This window comes from Actinomadura sp. 6N118, from assembly GCF_044326415.1.
Lineage (GTDB): Bacteria > Actinomycetota > Actinomycetes > Streptosporangiales > Streptosporangiaceae > Spirillospora.
Genome location: NZ_JBIRAZ010000008.1, coordinates 327,919 through 345,817, shown reverse-complemented (window position 1 = coordinate 345,817; position 17,899 = coordinate 327,919). Strand labels below are relative to the sequence as shown.

17 protein-coding genes are annotated in these 17,899 nt (G+C 67.5%); 8 read left to right on the top strand and 9 right to left on the bottom strand.

Annotated elements, in window-relative coordinates; translation table 11 throughout:
• Positions 1 to 70: 70 nt before the first annotated feature.
• Complete coding sequence (locus tag ACH34W_RS23110) at positions 71 to 544, top strand: rhodanese-like domain-containing protein (protein ID WP_395963052.1); 474 nt, start codon at positions 71 to 73, stop codon at positions 542 to 544.
• A gap of 796 nt (positions 545 to 1,340) precedes the next feature.
• Entirely contained in the window at positions 1,341 to 2,978 is a 1,638-nt protein-coding gene (locus ACH34W_RS23105; RefSeq protein WP_395963051.1) for a DEAD/DEAH box helicase, read from the top strand.
• 49 nt (positions 2,979 to 3,027) lie between these two features.
• On the opposite strand, the gene ACH34W_RS23100 is transcribed toward ACH34W_RS23105, so the two are convergent.
• Positions 3,028 to 3,792, bottom strand: a complete 765-nt coding sequence (locus ACH34W_RS23100) for an acyltransferase (protein WP_395963050.1) — start codon at positions 3,790 to 3,792, stop codon at positions 3,028 to 3,030.
• A 360-nt stretch (positions 3,793 to 4,152) separates the two neighbouring features.
• The gene (locus ACH34W_RS23095) at positions 4,153 to 4,626 is read right to left on the bottom strand and encodes a hypothetical protein (RefSeq protein ID WP_395963049.1); all 474 of its coding nucleotides are present in this window, start codon (positions 4,624 to 4,626) and stop codon (positions 4,153 to 4,155) included.
• Between the two features lie 129 nt (positions 4,627 to 4,755).
• Here ACH34W_RS23095 and ACH34W_RS23090 point away from each other — a divergent pair, with 129 nt between their 5' ends.
• Together ACH34W_RS23090 and ACH34W_RS23085 are read left to right on the top strand one after the other, a co-directional pair.
• Positions 4,756 to 5,322: a peptidylprolyl isomerase gene (locus tag ACH34W_RS23090; RefSeq protein WP_395963048.1), complete on the top strand. Its 567-nt coding sequence runs from the start codon at positions 4,756 to 4,758 to the stop codon at positions 5,320 to 5,322.
• Between the two features lie 39 nt (positions 5,323 to 5,361).
• Positions 5,362 to 6,264 (top strand): rhomboid family intramembrane serine protease, encoded by a 903-nt coding sequence (locus ACH34W_RS23085; RefSeq protein WP_395963047.1) that lies wholly within the window; start codon positions 5,362 to 5,364, stop codon positions 6,262 to 6,264.
• Positions 6,265 to 6,647: 383 nt separating this feature from the next.
• On the opposite strand, the gene ACH34W_RS23080 is transcribed toward ACH34W_RS23085, so the two are convergent.
• On the bottom strand, positions 6,648 to 6,905 hold the full coding sequence (locus tag ACH34W_RS23080; protein ID WP_395963046.1) for a cell division protein CrgA: 258 nt from the start codon (positions 6,903 to 6,905) through the stop codon (positions 6,648 to 6,650).
• A gap of 295 nt (positions 6,906 to 7,200) precedes the next feature.
• Between ACH34W_RS23080 and ACH34W_RS23075 the strand changes: the two genes are divergently transcribed.
• Genes ACH34W_RS23075 through ACH34W_RS23060 form a run of 4 tightly spaced genes read left to right on the top strand, consistent with a single transcriptional unit; the run spans position 7,201 to position 8,898 of the window.
• On the top strand, positions 7,201 to 7,509 hold the full coding sequence (locus ACH34W_RS23075) for a DUF881 domain-containing protein (RefSeq protein WP_395963135.1): 309 nt from the start codon (positions 7,201 to 7,203) through the stop codon (positions 7,507 to 7,509).
• Positions 7,497 to 8,117 carry a class E sortase gene (locus tag ACH34W_RS23070; protein WP_395963045.1) on the top strand — a complete coding sequence of 207 codons (621 nt, stop codon included), beginning with the start codon at positions 7,497 to 7,499 and terminating at the stop codon, positions 8,115 to 8,117. The genes ACH34W_RS23075 and ACH34W_RS23070 overlap by 13 nt, the downstream gene beginning before the upstream one ends.
• A 7-nt stretch (positions 8,118 to 8,124) precedes the next feature.
• Complete coding sequence (locus ACH34W_RS23065; RefSeq protein WP_395963044.1) at positions 8,125 to 8,310, top strand: hypothetical protein; 186 nt, start codon at positions 8,125 to 8,127, stop codon at positions 8,308 to 8,310.
• A 12-nt stretch (positions 8,311 to 8,322) separates the two neighbouring features.
• Positions 8,323 to 8,898, top strand: a complete 576-nt coding sequence (locus tag ACH34W_RS23060; protein WP_395963043.1) for an anthranilate synthase component II — start codon at positions 8,323 to 8,325, stop codon at positions 8,896 to 8,898.
• 299 nt (positions 8,899 to 9,197) lie between these two features.
• Here ACH34W_RS23060 and pknB read toward each other — a convergent pair whose 3' ends face one another.
• The 6 genes from pknB to ACH34W_RS23030 form a co-directional block, all read right to left on the bottom strand.
• On the bottom strand, positions 9,198 to 11,009 hold the full coding sequence (gene pknB, locus ACH34W_RS23055) for a Stk1 family PASTA domain-containing Ser/Thr kinase (protein ID WP_395963042.1): 1,812 nt from the start codon (positions 11,007 to 11,009) through the stop codon (positions 9,198 to 9,200).
• 22 nt (positions 11,010 to 11,031) lie between these two features.
• A complete protein-coding gene (locus ACH34W_RS23050; protein ID WP_395963041.1) occupies positions 11,032 to 12,324 on the bottom strand; it encodes a serine/threonine-protein kinase in 1,293 nt (430 codons plus the stop codon).
• A gap of 349 nt (positions 12,325 to 12,673) precedes the next feature.
• On the bottom strand, positions 12,674 to 14,131 hold the full coding sequence (locus ACH34W_RS23045) for a penicillin-binding transpeptidase domain-containing protein (protein WP_395963040.1): 1,458 nt from the start codon (positions 14,129 to 14,131) through the stop codon (positions 12,674 to 12,676).
• Positions 14,132 to 14,183: 52 nt separating this feature from the next.
• A complete protein-coding gene (locus tag ACH34W_RS23040; RefSeq protein ID WP_395963039.1) occupies positions 14,184 to 15,830 on the bottom strand; it encodes an FtsW/RodA/SpoVE family cell cycle protein in 1,647 nt (548 codons plus the stop codon).
• The gene (locus ACH34W_RS23035) at positions 15,827 to 17,416 is read right to left on the bottom strand and encodes a Stp1/IreP family PP2C-type Ser/Thr phosphatase (protein ID WP_395963037.1); all 1,590 of its coding nucleotides are present in this window, start codon (positions 17,414 to 17,416) and stop codon (positions 15,827 to 15,829) included. The genes ACH34W_RS23040 and ACH34W_RS23035 overlap by 4 nt, the downstream gene beginning before the upstream one ends.
• Positions 17,413 to 17,892 carry an FHA domain-containing protein gene (locus ACH34W_RS23030; protein ID WP_395963036.1) on the bottom strand — a complete coding sequence of 160 codons (480 nt, stop codon included), beginning with the start codon at positions 17,890 to 17,892 and terminating at the stop codon, positions 17,413 to 17,415. Before ACH34W_RS23030 ends, ACH34W_RS23035 begins: the two co-directional genes overlap by 4 nt.
• Positions 17,893 to 17,899: the final 7 nt, after the last annotated feature.

The following is a 17,899-nucleotide window of genomic DNA, read 5'->3' as shown; positions in this document are numbered from 1 at the left end:
GGGGCCTGCCCTGGCCGCGACCATTGATGCGTTCGTAGGGGAGAAACGCCAGGTCAAGGAGTCACATCAAATGATCACTACCACGTCAGCCGTCACTCAGATCCCTGCCGCCGCCAACGCTGAGGCACTCGCGCACTTCGCGGCCCGGCTGGCGTTCGAGACCGACGTGTCCGATGTCGCCGTCGACCTGGCGGCTGGCGCGTCCGGCATCGTGGTCGTCGACTCGCGGAGCGCCGAGAGCTGGAACCAGGGCCACGTGGAAGGCGCCATCCATCTGCCCACCGCGGAGATCGCCGAGCGTGCGGCCGGCTTGATCGAGCGGGACGTGACGGTGGTCGTCTACTGCTGGGGTCCCGGCTGCAACGGTGCGCAGAAGGCCGCCTTGGAGTTCGCCAAGCTCGGCTATGCCGTCAAGGAGATGATCGGTGGCTTCGAGTACTGGGCGCGCGAGGGCTTCCCGGTCGAGACCGGCGCAGGCCTGGTGACGCGTCGCGACGCCGATCCCCTCACGGCCCCGATCTCCGGCATCTCCTGCGCTTGCTGAGTGCGTTTCACCGTGCTCGCCGCGCCTGGTTACGGGGTTGTGTACGTGGATCCCGGGATTGTTCGCAGGGACTCCAGGTAGCAGTGTCTAAGAGTCGGCTCCCAAACGGGGTGAGCTGAAACGCGGCGAGTTGCCAGCCGAAGGGCCCCCAAGCCGGCAACTCGCCGCGACCATGTTCAGCACAGGGGACCAGCGTTCAGCGCTGGGAACATGCGTTCAGCAGCGGGAGCCTGTCGGGCACCACCTGCCCGCGCAGTGTGGGCCGCTGGATGTCGCCTGCAGCCGCACGCCGTCGGCCATAGTGAGCGGTATGTCACGTTCGATGTCCATGCCGTCGTACTGATTCAGACGCGCTTGCAGGTAAAATCGCTTAGTCCCCAGGAACTCGTCGTCCAGCGCCTCCCAGAGTCCGCGGATCAGACGCGTCCCAGAGGCTGCAGATCAGATCCGCCTACTGCTCACGGGTCACCCGGCTCGTGAATCGCCCAAGAGCGGGGACGAGATTCCTGCGCTGAGGAGCACCGGTCACACGTCCATGTCGCGCTCCCGCGCCCAGCGCAATGCGCTCTCCACGAAGTGGATCGCGATGGTGCGGGATGGCTCTATGGGAATAAAAAAAGCTCTTGGGGCGCTGGAGAAGGAGGTCCCAGATGAGACCTGGGCATAAAGAGGTAGCCCCGGAACGTTAGACTGAACAAATCACTCTTACGGCGCCCAAGCGCCAGGCTCGTCCTTGCAGGCCACAGATCCGACTGTGGTGCCTCCCGAGACGTGCCCCCCTCTCGGAAGGTAATGCGTGACAACCCTGCCTGCTGGTAATGCCCTGCCCGAGTCCGGCCTGACGGCTGACGACTCTCCCGCGGTCCCCACGTTCGCCGAGCTCGGTCTGCCCGAGCCTTTGGTGAGCGCGCTGGCCCGCCAGGGCATCGAGGCACCGTTCCCCATCCAGGCCGCCGCCATCCCCGATGTGATGGCCGGCCATGACGTGCTCGGTCGTGGCAAGACCGGCTCCGGAAAGACCCTGGCCTTCGGGCTGCCGATGCTGGCCCGGCTGGCCGGCCAGAAGGCCGCGCCCAAGCGCCCGCTCGGCCTCATCCTCGTCCCCACCCGCGAGCTCGCTCAGCAGGTGCAGACGAACCTCGAACCCCTCGGACGCACGCTCGGCCTGCGGTTCAAGACCGTTATCGGCCAGACCTCGATGTTCAAGCAGATCGACGCGCTGCGGCGCGGCGTCGAGATTCTCGTCGCCACCCCCGGCCGGCTCAAGGACCTCATGCGCCAGGGCGCATGTGATCTTGGCGACATCGAGATCGTCGTGCTGGACGAGGCCGACCACATGGCCGACATGGGCTTCCTGCCCGACGTCACCGACATCCTCGACCAGGCCAAGCGCGGCGGGCAGCGCATGCTGTTCTCAGCCACCCTGGACAAGGACGTCGATGTCCTGGTCAAGCGTTACCTGAACGACCCGGTGCGCCACGCCATCGGCCAGGTCGATGAGTCGGTCGACACCATGGACCACCACCTCCTGCTGGTGGCGCCCAAGGAGAAGGCCGCGATCACCGCCGAGATCGCCAACCGCGAGGGCAAGACCATCTTGTTCGCCCGTACCAAGCACGGGGTGGACCGGCTGGCCAAGCAGCTCGCCCAGGCGGGCGTGCGGGCCGCGGGCCTGCACGGCGGCAAGAGCCAGGGGCTGCGCACACGTACGCTGGCCGAGTTCCACGAGGGCTCGTTCGACGTGCTCGTCGCCACTGACGTCGCCGCGCGCGGCATCCACGTCGACGACATCAGCCTGGTCCTGCACGTCGACCCGCCGGCCGACCACAAGGACTACATGCACCGCGCCGGCCGTACGGCCCGCGCCGGTGAGCGCGGCACCGTCGTGACGCTCGTGCTGCCCCACCAGGTCCGAGCCACCCAGCAGATGACCAAGCGGGCGGGCATCCACGCCCCCCGCACGCGGGTCACCGCCGGGGACTCCGACCTGATCAAGGTGACCGGTGCGCGTACGCCGTCCGGCATCCCGATCGAGGGCCCGATCATCCCCGAGCGTCCCAAGCGTGAGGGCCGTGGCCGCCAGGGCGGCGGCCGTCGCGGCGGTGGCCGTGGCTTCAGCGGCCGCTCCTCCCGGCCGTCGTACGACCGCCAGGACGGCGGTCAGCGCCGCGAGGGCTCCGGCTCGTACGGCGAGCGTCGTGGTTCGTACAGCGACCGCTCCCCGCGCGGCGAGCGCGGCTCGTACGGCGGCGGCGAGCGCGGCTCATACAGCGGCGGCGAGCGTGGCTCGTACGGCGGCGACCGCGCCCCCCGGGGTGAGCGTGGCTCGTACGGTGGTGGCGAGCGTCGCGGAGGCGCCGCAGCGTCGCACGGCGGGCGCCGTGGTGGCCCGCGCCGTGAGGGCGGCGACCGCCGTCCCGCCCGCACCAACTGACGAACGGCTGTGAGGCCCCGCCCAGACTCTTTTGGGCGGGGCCTCTGGTCTATCCGGCCTCTTCGCGGAGCTTGTCCTGAAGGATCTGGAGGCCGTCAAGCCCGTCGACCGACAGGGCGGCGAGCTCGTCCAGTGAGATCAAGGGGGGCTTGCGCAGCGGTGGCTGCCAGCCTTCCTCCGGATCGTGGCTGCGCAGAACTTTGGCGGGCACACCGCCGATGACCGAGTGATCGGGAAATTCGCCGCGTACCACCGCGCCGCCCGCGACCGCCACGTTCCTGCCCAGCCGCGTCCCCGGCAGGATGATCGCGCCGGTGCCGATCCAGCATCCGTCGCCGATCTCCACGGGGTTGTTCTCCGGCCACTGGCGCCCGATCGGCACGTCCACATCGCCATAGCTGTGGTTCTGGTCCGTGATGTACACGTTCGGGCCGGTGAAGACATCGTTGCCGATCTCGATCGACTGGTGCCCGACGATGTGCGTGCCGCGCCCGAGCGAGCAGCCCGACCCGATCTTCACGATCACGTTCGGCCCAAGATCCAGCCCGGGCACGAACCCCGCCGAGATCGTCACATGCGTACCGACCAACGTGTGGTCGCCGATCGAGATCCAGGGCTCTCCGTAGATCGCCCCCACCGGAAACCCGATGCACGCGCCCTCACCCAGATAGGCGAACTTCCGCCGACCCGGCGTCTGCGGCGTGATCTCTCCCTGCCGCCGCACCCACTCCCAGCCGCGATGTACGGCCGTATGCACGCCCTGGCGGGCCTTGGCCGCCAAGAGCTGCCGGATCGAACTGGATCTCGGACGCATGCGGTGTACCTTGCTCTCTCTGCCGTGGGGCCGCCAGCAACGGCGCGGATGTCAAGGTACCGGTTAGTAGCCCTCACCCGGCAAAGCCCCCTCCGCTTTCCAGCCACTGACAGGGGACCAGGGGGCATGCGAAAGCCAGCCACGGGCAGGGAGTAGGCGGCGTGTGAAAGCCGGCCGCTGGTAGGGAGTAGGCGGCGTGTGAAAGCCGGCCGCTGGTAGGGAGTACGCGGCGTGTGAAAGCCGATCGCTGGTAGGGAGTACGCGGCATACGAAAAGCGGACCGCTGGCAGGCGGCGGGGACGGGGGCAGGGGCATGAGAAAGGCCCGGCCTCCACAGGCCGGGCCTTTCTTCGCCGCTGGTTACGGCGTGTGCGCGTGGCTGTTGGCTTCAGACTTCGCCGACGCCTCGTGCTCCGGCTGGCTCATGTCGTCGTCCATCAGCGACTGCATGGAGTTCCGCTTGGTCATGACCGCTCCGGCGATCCCGACCGCAGCCACGGCGGCGAGCATCACAACGGTGATGTTGCGTCCGCGATGGCTGGGCTTGGGCGGCTCAACTCTGCCGGCTACATCTGACAGAAAAGAGCCCACCCGTGGAGCGAGTCCGCCCTCCACATATCGGGCGGCGTTCTCGATCCGGGGAGCGCTCCAGCCGCGAGCGTCCATGATGCGGTCGGAGGCGACATCGCGTGTGCGCTGCGCCGCCGGGGCGATACGATCCGCCGCGCCGGACGCGTTCTGCCGCCACGATTCAGCTCCGTGCCGACACGCTTCCCGCACACGCCCGAACCGCGAGAGCACTTCGTCCTGCGGCTTCCGGCGGATACTCATCATTAGGGACACGCTAACCTCCCTGTTTGCGAGGTCCTGCCATGCAGCCTTCCCAAAGCGCGGAAGGTAAACCCTGTGTGCGAGATCATTGGGTCACGCACAGTAGGGCTACGTGTGTGTCCGAAACCGCATATGCCCATACCGACGAGGAGGCGGCCATCCGTGGCTGAACAAATCTTTGCGACGCTCAACACCACCCTTGGCAAGATCGTCATCCAGCTCTACCCGGAGCAGGCGCCCGTCACGGTCGACAACTTCGTCGGCCTCGCGGAAGGCACCCGCGACTGGCGGCACCCCGAGACCGGCGAGTCGCAGTCCGGCACGCCGCTCTACAACGGAACGATCTTCCACCGCGTCATCCCCGGCTTCATGATCCAGGGCGGGGACCCGCTCGGCCGCGGCACTGGCGGCCCGGGCTACGAGTTCAAGGACGAGTTCCACCCGGACCTGAAGTTCAACAAGCCGTACCTGCTGGCCATGGCCAACGCCGGCCCCGGCACCAACGGCTCGCAGTTCTTCCTCACCACCGACAACATCGGCCAGGTCCAGCACCTGTCCGGCCGCCACACGATCTTCGGCAAGGTCATCGAGGGCACCGACGTCGTCGACAAGATCAGCAGTGCGCCGACCGGTCGCAATGACAAGCCGGTGAACGATGTCGTCATCGAGTCGGTGACGATCGACCGCCGTCAGTCGTAGTACCTAGAGAGACCCTGCGTCGGCCCTAACGGAGCCTCGATGAGCACAGACCCCAACCCTTCGCCAGGGTCGGACACTCCGGTGCCGACCTGCTACCGGCACCCGGGGCGCGAGACGTACGTGCGCTGCACCCGCTGTGACCGCTACATCTGCCCGGAGTGCATGCGGGACGCCGCGGTCGGGCATCAGTGCGTCGAATGCGTGGCGGAGGGCAACAAGAACGTTCGCCGGGCCCGGACCGTCTTGGGTGGCAAAGCCCCGGAGTCGGCGACGCCGATCGTGACCTACTCGCTGATCGGCATCTGCGTGCTGGTCTATCTGGCCGAGCTGGCCTCGTGGAAGGTCGTCGAGGACTTCATGATGCTCGGCGTCGCGATCGGTCCCGAGGGCCGGCTGGTGGGCGTCGCCGAGGGTGAGTCGTACCGGCTCTTCACGTCGATGTTCCTGCACCAGCGTCCCAGCGGCGGCTCGTTCGGGATCACCCACATTCTGTTCAACATGTGGGCCCTGTGGGCGATCGGCCCGGAGCTGGAGCGGGTGCTGGGCCGGTGGCGCTTCGTGGCGCTGTACGTGCTGTCCGGGCTGGGCGGCTCGGTGCTGCTCTATCTCGTCGAGCCGGGCTCGGCGGCGGTCGGGGCCTCCGGCGCCATCTTCGGCCTGTTCGGGGCGTTCTTCATCATCGGCCGGAAGTTCGGCGGCCAGGTCGGCCCGATCGTGTTCCTCCTGGGAATCAACCTGGTGATCACGTTCGCGGTCCCCGGGATCTCCTGGCAGGGGCACATCGGCGGCCTGGTCACCGGTGCCGTTCTGGCAGTGGCGTACGCCTACGCTCCGGCCAAGCAACGCCAACTCGTCCACATCGCCGCACCTGTATTGACCCTGGTGCTGTTCGCGGTCCTGGTGATGGTCAAGACGGCCGACCTAACGGCAGGGGTGGCTTAACCCAGCCTGGCCCGGGCCTCCACAATGCGAGGCCCGGGTCAGCTCCTGGGCTGGAGTCATCTGGCAAGTACCGCTGCAACAACCCGTTCAACGCCGAGGGCCGAGGGCCCGTTGGCCCAGGTCGGGAGCCAGTCGGCGGGCGTGGCCCAGGTCAGACGCAACTCAGCGGGTGTGGCCCAGGTCGGGCGCGACTCCGGCGGCGAACCTGAGTGGAGGGTCGCCAAAGGGGGCTTGGTGTTCGTGCGAGGGCCGCCGCCTTTGGGTGGGCGGCGGCCCTCGAGATGCTTCCCTGTGGAAAAAGCTGTGGGAAACTGGCCGGGAAATCCCCAGGGTGTGGATAACTCTGGTGGATTACGCGACCCGAATGTGGGTAGGCGGCTTGATCAGCGCCAGCGCGTGGAAAGAATCACGCCCAGGATGATCGCGGTGAAGCCGATCCCCAGGTTCCAGTTGCCCAGGTCGCTCATGACCGGTACGTCGGTGCCTGTGCTCGCCGTCACGTAGAACACTGCGATCCAGGCTAGTCCGAGCAGCCAGAGAGTGATCATCGTCGGGACCAGGAACCGAGGGCTGACCTCGGGGGCCTTCGACTTCTGCGGCGGCGTGTAGACGGCCTTCTTGCGCACTTTGGACTTGGCCACGGTGGGATCGATCTCCTCGGGCGGGCGACGGCCGGAGCGCCGGTCCGCGCATGGGTGTTTTGTCGTTTAGCGTAGTCGCTGGTGAGCAGCGTACGGCGTCGAACGTGGGGAAGCATCATTCCCGGCCTCACGCTTGTGGCACTGATCATCGCCGAGCAGTGCCGGCCCCGCTACGAACCCGCCGACTACCAGCGGCTTCGCCATCAGATGGAAGCGATTCCCATCAGGTCGGCCGCCTTGACGCCCGAGTCAAGGAGATTCAGACCCGCGCCGACGTGCTTGCGGTGCGCTCTGGATTCACTGCGTTGCGCGATTTTCGCGGTACGCGACCCTGGACGATGCGCGGCAACAAGATTGTGGCCGCCAGGTCAGCCCGGACGGCCTCGTCACACACCAGACGGACGGGAACGCCCTCCGGACGGGCGGTGCGGCCGGAACGCAAATTATGGACCAACGCGTGATCTCCAGGAACTGCATGGGCAATACTCTGATCCTTCAAGGGGTCGTCTGCTCGCCGCCGTTCACGATCACCGCCGTGGGGCATCCGCGACGGCTCCCCGGAGATGACGGTGCCATAGGAGGAGACGCGCAGTGCGGATTCTGATCCGTAACCTGGGCGAGCTGTGCATCACCGCCGGCCTGGTCATGCTCCTCTTCGTCACCTACACGCTCTGGGGCACCGGCCGATACACCCGCCAGCAGCAGGACCTGCTCAACAAGGAGCTCCTCAACAGCTGGCAGGCGCCGAACGTCACCACGGAGAAGGTCAAGCTCGGCAAGGGCCTGGCCATGATCCGAATCCCGCGTTTCGGTCCGAAGTACCGCTTCGTCATCATCGAGGGCGTCGAGCTCGCAGACCTCCGCAAGGGCCCCGGCCACTACCCCGGAAGCGCCCTGCCCGGCGAGGTCGGCAACTTCGTGGTCTCGGGCCACCGGACGACCTACTCCGCCCCGTTCAACCGCGCGGCCGAGCTCCGGGCAGGCGACAAGATCCTCATCGACACGCGGCAGAAGCAGTACGTCTACGAGGTGACCGGCAAGAGGATCGTGAAGCCCTCCGCCGTCGAGGTCACCGCGCCCGTCCCGTTGAAGCCCAAGGACAAGCCCAGCAAGCCGCTGATCACCCTCACCACATGCCACCCCAAGTACTCCGCCGCCCAGCGACTGATCATCTTCGGTGAGCTGACCGGCGAGCTGCCCCGCCGCGCCTAGGAGAGCCATGTACGCCTGGATCTGGCGCCACCTGCCCGGTCAGTGGCAGGCCAAGACCGCCATCGCCGCAGCCTTGATCCTCGCCGCCGCGGCCGTCCTCTGGTACGTGGTCTTCCCATGGCTCGAACCCAAGATCCAGTTCGACCGCGGTGTCATCAACACCCCGTCATCCCCCGCCCCCGACCGCCGCTGACACACTGAGGGCGTGCGTCTCCTCGTCGTCGACAACCACGACAGCTTCGTCTTCAACATCGTGCAGTACCTCCTCGAACTGGGGGCCGAGTGCACGGTGAAGGACCGCTCGGACGTGACGCTCGCCGACGCCTCCGTGGACGGCATCCTGGTGAGTCCCGGGCCAGGCCACCCTGCCGACGCCGAGATCTGCCTGGACCTCGTCCGGCACGCCCATGAACGGCACACGCCGCTCCTGGGCGTCTGCCTCGGCCATCAAGTGATCGCCCACGTCTACGGAGCGGTCGTCTCCCGGTCCCCCGAGATCGTCCACGGCTACACCAGCCAGATCCACCACGACGGCCGAGGAGTCTTCCAGGGGCTCCCAAGTCCCCTGGAGGCCACCCGCTACCACTCGCTCGCTGTGGAGCCCGCGACGATCCCCTCGGACTTGGAGAGCACCGCTCGTACGCCCGACGGCGTGAACATGGGGCTCCGCCATCGCGCCCGCCCGATCGAGGGAGTCCAGTTCCATCCGGAATCCGTGTTGTCCGCCCACGGCCACGACCTGCTCCGCAGCTGGCTCGCGACCTGCGCTTCTAGCGTATGACCGCCCCCGCTGCGAGCCGTTCGACCATCTCGGGAGAAGTTTCCGGGAGAAATCTGTAACACCGGACCCCCGTGATCCGAAAACCATGACAGAGGGCTTCCGCCATTGCCCCCGAGTGGCGGAAGCCCTCGTTCGCGTCCAGGGCCCTTCCGCGCCCTGGCCCTGCCGCGCCCGGCCCCTTCCGCGTCCGAGCACCTCGCATCCGGGTCCCTGCCGCGCCGCAGTCCCGGGCAGAAGCCAGAAGGCCTCACCTCCAACTATCAAGAAGGAGGTGAGGCCTTTATCGCTGAACGGCTACGTTAGCCGTCGCCTCCGAGGTCAGGCGGGGTGATGCCGGGCGACGGGCTCTGCTGCTGCTTGGGGGCGACGAGGATGGTCACCGTCTCGCCCTGGGCGAGCGTGGAGCCGGCCGGAGGGGTCTGCTGGTAGACGAAGCCCGGCGGGACGGTGGTGCCCACAGGCGGCTGCAGGATCTGGGTCTCGCACCTCAGCCGCAACTGCCTCAGCTCACTGCAGGCCGCCTTGGCGCTCTTGTTGGACAGGTCCGGGACCTGGACGTTCTCGGTGCCGGATGAGACGAAAATCGTGACGATCGAGTTCTTCTTCGCCTGTTCGCCGCCGGACGGGTTGGTCCGGGTGACGTTGCCCTGCTCAACGCTGCTGGAGCTCTCCTGCTTGGTGATGGTCCGGAAGCCCTTCGAGGTGAGCTCCTGCTGAGCCTCGGTTTGGGACTTGCCCTTGACGTCAGGGACCTCGACCGTCGAGGGCGGCCTCGGGCCCTTGGAGATGACGAGGGCCACCTTGGTCTCCGGCGGGACCTTATCGCCCGGCGCCGGGTTTGAGTTTATGACGGAGCCTTTATCGTACTTGCTGCTGTACTGCCCCGTGGTTTCGCCGACCGTCAGTCCCGCGTCCTCGATCGCCTTGGTCGCGGCGGATTGTGTCTGGCCAACGATGTTGGTCGGAACGGCGATTTGCTTGGGCGGGTCGACGCCGTTGTTATCGTCGCCGCCGGACAAGAGCATTCCGATCACGGCGGCGCCGCCGATGAAGAGGACAGCCAGGGTGATCCAGAGGGCGGCCTTCTTGCCTCCGCCCCCGCGACGATCGAGGTTCTGGTCGTCGTACTGGACCGGCGGCAGGTCGTAGCCGGTGCCGACTGAGCCCTGCATCTGGGTGCGCGGAGCCATCCCGCCCATGACCTGGGTGCCCTGCGGATGCTGCTGCTGGCCGCCCATGAGCATGGTCGAGGCGGCGGTGGACGCGACGGGCTGGCCGTGGATGGCGCGCTGGATCTCCTGGCGGAACTCCGTGGCGTTCTGGTAGCGGTGGTCGGCGTCCTTGGCCATCGCCTTGAGGACAATGGCGTCGGCCCACTGGGGGATCTCGGGGTCGACCTGGGACGGCGGGACCGGCTCCTCACGGACGTGCTGGTAGGCGATCGCCACCGGGGAGTCGCCGGTGAACGGCGGCTGGCCGGTGAGGAGCTCGTACAGCACGCAGCCCGTGGAGTAGATGTCGCTCCGGGCGTCCACGCGCTCGCCGCGGGCCTGCTCGGGCGACAGGTACTGGGCGGTGCCGATCACCTGGGCCGTCTGGGTCATCGTGGACGCCGCGTCGTGCATGGCGCGGGCGATCCCGAAGTCCATGACCTTGACATCGTGATTGCGGGTGAGCATCACGTTGGCCGGCTTGATGTCGCGGTGCACGATCTGGCCGCGGTGGCTGTAGTCGAGGGCACGCAGGATGCCGTCAGTGATCTCCAGCGCCTTCTCGGGCATGAGCGCGCGGTTCTCGCGGAGGAGGTCGCGCAGCGTGCTGCCGTCCACGTACTCCATGACGATGTACGGGATCGAGGTGTCACCGATCGTGTCCTCGCCGGTGTCGTACACGGCGACGACTGACGGGTGGTTCAGCGACGCGGCCGACTGGGCCTCGCGGCGGAACCGGGCCTGGAACGTGGGGTCGCGGGCGAGGTCGGACCGGAGGGTCTTGATGGCGACCACACGATCGAGGCGCAGGTCTCGGGCACGGTAGACCTCGGCCATGCCGCCGCGCCCGATGACGCCATCGAGCTCGTAGCGGCCGCCGAGCAGCCGAGGTTGACTCATATGTGCACTTTCCCTCGTACGTCTACACCTTGTCCTCTGAACCTAGCTCCCCGCTGTCCGTGGGTGAGGGAACTGGGCTCGGAGTCGACGGAGTCGTGCTGCTTTCCGCCGGTGTCGGTGTTGGGGCGGTGGGAGTTTTCTTGGTGGGTTTCCTGGTGGGCTTCTTCTGGGACGTTTTGTACGGCCTGGAAGTTGACGGGCGGCCGGGAACTATTGGCAACCGCCCGTGCGTTGGTCGCGGTTGTACGGTCGGTGTGGTCGTGAACGGAGGCTCGCCACCTGGTTGTACGGTCGGCAGCGGGCTACGGGTCTCCACGAGACCTGCCGAGCTGAAGCCGCGCCACAGCGAGCCGACCACGATGACCCCGAGCAGGACGACGCCGGCGGTCACCGACGTGTACATCAGTGCCGAGCGTCTTTGCCCGGGCACCTCCGTGAGGTTATCCGGCCTGCCGCCCCCGTCAAACTCCGGCAAAAGCTCCTGATCTCCACCGAGAAGCAGAGTCTGGCGGATCATCTCGGCCTGTTCGGCCACCTGTTTCGCGCCGGCTGGGCGTTCGGCAGGGGTTTTGGCGAGCAGAGTGGAGATCAGCGACCGGACGGTGGCCGGGACGGCCGACGGCAGCTCCGGCGGGGCGTCGCGGACGTGCTTGAGTGCGATGCCCACGGGGGTGTCGGCGTCGAACGGGGCGTTGCCGGTCAGGCACTCGTACGCCACCACGCCGAGGGAGTAAAGATCCGACGCGGGTGTGATCTCCTGGCCGGAGGCCTGCTCGGGCGAGATGTAGTGGGCGGTGCCCATCACCATGCCGGTCTGCGTCTGCGAGCTCGTGGCCGACAACGCCCGGGCGATCCCGAAGTCAGTGATCTTTACCGTGCCGTCGGCAGCGATCATCAGATTGGCCGGCTTGACGTCGCGGTGCACGATGCCGTGATCATGCGCGACCGCCAGGGCACGGGCGGCCTGGGCGACCAGGTCGAGGGTGGCCTCGGGGGTCAGTGCGCCGGTGCGGTCGAGGAGGGCTGAGAGCGGCTCGCCGGGCACCAGCTCCATGACGAAGTAGGCCCGGCCGTCCTGCTCGCCGTAGTCGTACACCTGGGCGATGCCGCCGTGCTGCAGCCCGGCCGCGAAGCGCGCCTCCGCGCCGAACCGCCCGCACGCACGGTCGTCGGACACCAGCTCCTGGCGCAGGAGCTTGACCGCCACCTCACGCGCCAGGGCCTCGTCCTGAGCCCGCCACACCTCGCCCATCCCACCGGTGGCCAGCAGCTCCAGCAGCCTGTACCGCTCGTTGAGCAGGAAGTCGCCACTCATGCGACCTCCCCTGCAACCCGCGCCACCCGTGCTGACGCAACCGCATCGCCGCCCACGCCGTTCGACTGGGTCGCCGTCAGTCTAGGCGCGCCCACGTCAGCGCTCAGGCGACCTCCTGAAGTCTGCGCCACCCATGCCGTGATCTGGCTCAGCGCCGCACCATCGCCGCCTACATGTGCTCGCGCTGTGGGCTGCGTCACGCGTGCCTCTGGCCGCTCCGACGCGGACGCGCTGCCGCCTACGTGGGGTGGGGCAGGTGGTTGTGTTGCAGGGTTCGCCACCCTTGCCGTGGCATGCCGCACCGGCGCGACCCTGCGGGACGCGCCGGTGGGCGGGGTGGCGGGGCTGCTCAATCCTTGCGCACCGCCTGCATGATCTTGCCGGCGACCGGGCCGGCGAACTCGCCGCCGGAGCCGTCGCCCACGGTGTAGACGGCGAAGGCGTAGCGGGGGTTCTCGATGGGAGCGAACCCCACGAACCAGCGGTTGTTGAACTCGACGCCGTCGATGTCGGCGGTACCGGTCTTGCCGGCGATGTTGAACTGTGCCAGCGACTTGCCGGTGCCGGAACGGACGACCTCGCGCATCAGGTCGGCCAGCTGGTCGGCGTTGTCGGCGGACATGGCCTGGCCGAACTCCTTCGGGTCGGCCTCTTCGATGACGTTCTGGCTGTCACCGGACACGACCTTCTCCATCAGGTACGGCTTCATGATCTTGCCCTTGTTGGCCGCGGCGGCGCCGACCATCGCCATGTGCAAGGGGGTGGCGGAGTTGCTGCCCTGGCCGATCGAGGCGAGTGCGGTCTGCGCGCCGTCGGCGTTGGCGGCGGTGAAGGTGCTCTTGGCGGAGGACATGTTCGGCTCGACCTCGATGCGCTGGTCGTAGCCGAACTTCTTCGTCGTGTCGGTGACCTTGTCCTTGCCGAGCTGCTGCGAGCCCAGGATGCCGTAGGTGGTGTTGCAGGACTCGGCGAACGTCTGGATCAGTGGAGCCTGGCCCTGACCGCAGGCACCGCCTTCGTGGCTGTTGGGCAGCGTGGTGTTCGTCCCCGGCAGCAGGAAGGTCCGGGGCGCTGGGACGCCGGAGTCCTTGCCGATCCCGTTCTCCAGGGCGCTGGCTGCCACCAGTGCCTTGAACGACGAGCCGGGGAAGTTGACCTCGCTCATCGCCTTGTCGACGTTGGGCTTGGCCCGATCCCGGTTCATCTCGTCGAACCGCTTGACGCCTGCTGTGCCCGTCTGCGGGGCGACCGTCGTCGGGTCGTAGGACGGGAACGAGGCCAGCACCTTGAGCGCGCCGGTCTTGATGTCCATCACCACGGCCCCGCCCTCGCGGGTCGTGCTGCGCTTGAGCTCGTTGTAGGCAACGCGCTGGGCCTGGGGGTCGATCGTGGTCTGGACGTTGGCGGCCTTGGCCTTCTTGCCGATGAACGTGTCGAACCACTCCTGGTTCACCAGGCGCTTGTCCTGGCCGCTGAGCAGCAGGTTGTAGGCCCTTTCGATCCCGCCGGTGCCCGCCGCGTTGGTGAAGTAGCCGGTGATCGGGGCGAAGATCTCGCCGTCCTTGTAGACCCGGCCCCACTTGGGGTTGCTCTTTTTGGTCTCGACCGACGTCACCAGGACGTCCGGGCCGGCCATGATCGTGCCGCGCGGCTCGTTGAAGAGGTTCTGGAACTGGCGCGAGTTGTTGCGGTCAGTGCGGAGCTTCTCCGCCTGGCTGCCCTGCACGTAGTTGACCTGCGCCATCAGCCCGAAGAACAACAACAGGCCGAAGATCGCCACTCGGCGAAGCGGCTTGTCCATGTTCATGAGTGATCGCTCCACATCCTGCGTTCGACGGGCGTGCCGTTCATAACGATCCCTACCTCGTGCTCACGATCTGGGTCATGCCCTCGTCCTGGATCGCCTGCGGGGCGGGCTTGCGCGCGTCGTGGCTCATCCGGACCAGGATCGCGATCAGGATCCAGTTCGCCATCAGCGAGGACCCACCCTGCGAGAGGAACGGTGTCGTCAGACCGGTGAGCGGGATGAGCTTGGTCACGCCACCGACGATGACGAACACCTGCAATGCCAGTACGAACGAGACTCCACCCGCGAAAAGTTTCAGGAACGGGTCGCGGGCGGCGATGGCGGTCTTCATCCCGCGTTGCACGATCAGCGCGTAGAGCAACAGCAACACCATCACCCCGGTCAGGCCGAGTTCCTCACCCAGTGAGTCGAAGACGAAGTCGCTGAAGGACAAGGGTGTGCGCCACGGCTCGCCCTGGCCGAGGCCGGTACCGAGGACGCCGCCCTCACCGAGCGAGAACAGGCCCTTCATCAGCTGGGCACTGTCGGAGTATTCACCGCCGAGCTTGTTGCTGCAGGCGTAGGAACCGGGAGCGATCAGGCGGGTGTTCTTTGCCTTCTGCTTGTTGCCGGCCCGCTCGTACTCGACGGCCTTGGCTTCCAGTTCGGCCTTGACCTGCTTGTAGATGTCGGTGTCGGGGTTGACCGGGGTGACCCTGTTGTCGACCAGGCAGCCGCCGTCGAAGTACGGCTTAGGGTTCTGCCAGATGCTGATGCGCTGGTTGACGTGGCTCATGAACGGCAGCAGCGTGGCGATGAAGATGCCGACCGCCAGCAGGCCGACACCGATCATGACCCAGGAGACCCGCTGCGTGGCGATGTAGAGCATCGAGATGAAAAGGCCGAAGTACAGCAGCGCCGTGCCCAGGTCCTTCTGGACGAACAGCACGCCCAGGGCGAAGAACCAGATCACCATGATCGGGCCCAGGTCGCGGGCGCGGGGCAGGCTGATCGGGCCGATCTTCTTGCCGATCAGCGACATCGCCTGCCGCTTGTTGACCAGGTAGCCGGCGAAGAAGACGACCAGCATCAGCTTGGCGAACTCGCCGGGCTGCACCGAGAACGGGCCGATGAAGATCCAGACGCGGGCGCCGTTCACGGAGCCGCCGAGGCCCGGCACGATGGGCAGCAGCAGGAGGACCATCGCCGAGAGGCCGACGATGTAGGTGTAGCGCTGCATGGTCTTGGGGCTGATCGCGAGCGGACCCTCACCGTTCTTGGTGTCCCGCATGATCAGCACCGCCACCACGAACATGGCGATCCCGACGAACGTCCACATCAGCTGGCCGGGTGCGGACGCCTCGTCCTCCGCCAGCTTCTGCCCGGCCGCGACGGCATCGATCTTGGTCTTGCTGGTGTCCAGGTCGAGACGGTAGATCATCGCCAGGCCGACCCCGTTCAGCGCCACCGCCAGCGGCAGCAGCAACGGGTCGGCGTACGGGGCGAACTTCGCCTGGGCGAAGTAGGCGGCGAAGGCCAGTACGACCAGGCCGCCGCCGTACAGAGGAAGCCCGATCGGGAGTTCGCCGTCGCGCGCCAGGCCGACCTCGGCGAAGGCGGACAGCGTCAGCACCATCGCGAAGATCAGCAGCGCGAGTGATGCCGCGTTCCGTTTGGTGTACGGAAGCTGGGCCCGGATCTGCCGTCCGATCGAACTCATTGCTTGTTCGCCCCGTCCTGCGGGCAGTCCTTGAGCTGCGGGTCCTTGGCCACGCACCGGTCCCTCAGCCGGGTCAGATCGGTGAGCTTCCGGTCTGCGGCGGCGACACCGATGAACGTGTACATGCCCTTTTCCACGGCGGTGGCATCGGCCTGGGGCAGGTCGGCCGTCTTCAGCTCGCTGCCCTTGGCCTTGGCCTCCTTGCAGCTCTTCTGCCCGCGGCCCTTGATGATGACCACCTTGCCGGCCTCCTGCTGGAGGGTGTACTTGCAGACGACCGCCTTGAGGTCGTTGATGGCGGCGGGACCCTTGACCTCGTAGTTGTCCTGGACGGCCTGAGCCCGGTCGACGGGCAGATCGGCGAGCAGGATCGGCGGGTTGGGCTGGACCGCCTGGTCGGCCTTCTTGGAAAGGGGAAAGTCAGGTCTGCCCTTGAAGAGCAAGGCCTGCCCCTTCTCAGCGCCGATGTAGTAGCCGCCCTGCAGGTACTTCACAACGGCGAAACTGCCTGCGAGCAGCGCGATCACGACCACGCCTGCGGTCACGATGAGCCATGTCCAGCGGCGGATGCCACCGCCGCCGGCCCGCCGGGCGTCGCGCCGCGACATCGGCTGCGGCATGGTGCCTGGAGGCGGCGCCGCGCCCATCGGCTCGTTCATCGGGGCGGCGGAGGGCGGCGGCATCTCGTCCACCGCCACCGGCGGCTGGGGCATGGTGTCGCGCAGTTGCGCGGCGCGTCCGGCCGGCGTGTCGACCGCCGTGGGAGCCGCACCGCCAGGACCGCCGCCGGGCGGATCGGACGAGGGCGTGGCGTTGGCCGCCGCCCCCACGGCCCGCCCGGGACCGGTCGGTGGCTGCTGCTGGCCCAAGTCGACGACGTCGGCCACCACGCAGGTGATGTTGTCGGGACCGCCGCCGCGGTTGGCCAGGTCGATCAGGTTGCGGACCGCCTGGTCGGCGTCGTCCACATCGGTGAGCACCTGGAAGATCGTCTCGGCGGTGACCACGCTGGACAGGCCGTCGGAACACAGCAGATACCGGTCGCCGACCTTGGCCTCTCGCAGCGACAGGTCGGGATCGACCTCACCCCGGCCGTCCAGCGCGCGCAGCAGCAGTGAACGCTGCGGATGCGACGCCGCCTCGTCCGGGCTGATCCGGCCCTCGTCCACCAGCGACTGGACCAGGGTGTGGTCGTGCGTGATCTGGAACAGGCTGCCGTCGCGCAGCAGATAGGCGCGGGAGTCACCGATGTGCACCAGCGCGACCTGGTTGCCCGCCCACAACATCGCCGTCAGCGTGGTGCCCATGCCCTGCAGGGCAGGGTCGGACTCCACGATGCGGTGCAGGTTGTCGTTGGCCGACTTGACCGTGTGCTCGAGCGCGGCGAGCAGCTCGGTGGCGGGCAGCTCCTTGTCGAGCCTGCGGAGCGCCTCGATGGCGGCGGCACTGGCGATCTCGCCGCCGACGTGCCCGCCCATCCCGTCGGCCACCGCGAGCAGATGGGCGCCCGCGTATGCCGAGTCCTCGTTGCCCTCGCGCAGCATGCCGACGTCGGAGCGCGCGGCGTAGCGGATTCCCAGAGTCATTTGCGCAGCTCGATCACGGTCTTGCCGATACGGACCGGCACGCCCGGGGGCACCGGCATCGGCCGGCTCACCTTCGTGCGGCCGAGGTAGGTGCCATTGGTCGACCCGAGATCTTCCACGATCCACTGACCGTCCTGCGCGTAAATTCGGGCATGCCGGGTCGAAGCGTAGTCGTCGGTCACCACCAGCGTGGCGTCATTCGCCCGACCAATGGTGATCGGCACCCCCGTGAGATCAATGACGGTCCCTGCCCGTTCGCCTTGGACGACGACCAGTTTCGTCGGGGCACTGCGCTGCTGCTGAGCCCGCGGCTGCTTGGGCGGCTTGGCCGCCCTGGCAGGCTGGGGCTTGGCGGCCCGCGTGGCGGCCTTCGAACCGAACAGGTCGGCCCGGATCACACCGACGGCCGCGATGACGAAGAGCCACAGCACCGCGAGGAATGCCAGCTTTATCAGCGTGAGGGTGAATGGGGTCATCGGAGTC

Excerpts from the sequence above, each read along its gene's own strand:
- ACH34W_RS23110 (WP_395963052.1), top strand. The coding sequence starts at position 71 with ATGATCACTACCACGTCAGCCGTCACTCAGATCCCTGCCGCCGCCAAC.
- ACH34W_RS23100 (WP_395963050.1), bottom strand. The coding sequence starts at position 3,792 with ATGCGTCCGAGATCCAGTTCGATCCGGCAGCTCTTGGCGGCCAAGGCC.
- ACH34W_RS23095 (WP_395963049.1), bottom strand. The coding sequence starts at position 4,626 with ATGATGAGTATCCGCCGGAAGCCGCAGGACGAAGTGCTCTCGCGGTTC.
- ACH34W_RS23090 (WP_395963048.1), top strand. The coding sequence starts at position 4,756 with ATGCCCATACCGACGAGGAGGCGGCCATCCGTGGCTGAACAAATCTTT.
- ACH34W_RS23085 (WP_395963047.1), top strand. The coding sequence starts at position 5,362 with ATGAGCACAGACCCCAACCCTTCGCCAGGGTCGGACACTCCGGTGCCG.
- ACH34W_RS23065 (WP_395963044.1), top strand. The coding sequence starts at position 8,125 with ATGTACGCCTGGATCTGGCGCCACCTGCCCGGTCAGTGGCAGGCCAAG.
- pknB (WP_395963042.1), bottom strand. The coding sequence starts at position 11,009 with ATGAGTCAACCTCGGCTGCTCGGCGGCCGCTACGAGCTCGATGGCGTC.
- ACH34W_RS23050 (WP_395963041.1), bottom strand. The coding sequence starts at position 12,324 with ATGAGTGGCGACTTCCTGCTCAACGAGCGGTACAGGCTGCTGGAGCTG.
- ACH34W_RS23045 (WP_395963040.1), bottom strand. The coding sequence starts at position 14,131 with ATGAACATGGACAAGCCGCTTCGCCGAGTGGCGATCTTCGGCCTGTTG.
- ACH34W_RS23040 (WP_395963039.1), bottom strand. The coding sequence starts at position 15,830 with ATGAGTTCGATCGGACGGCAGATCCGGGCCCAGCTTCCGTACACCAAA.
- ACH34W_RS23035 (WP_395963037.1), bottom strand. The coding sequence starts at position 17,416 with ATGACTCTGGGAATCCGCTACGCCGCGCGCTCCGACGTCGGCATGCTG.
- ACH34W_RS23030 (WP_395963036.1), bottom strand. The coding sequence starts at position 17,892 with ATGACCCCATTCACCCTCACGCTGATAAAGCTGGCATTCCTCGCGGTG.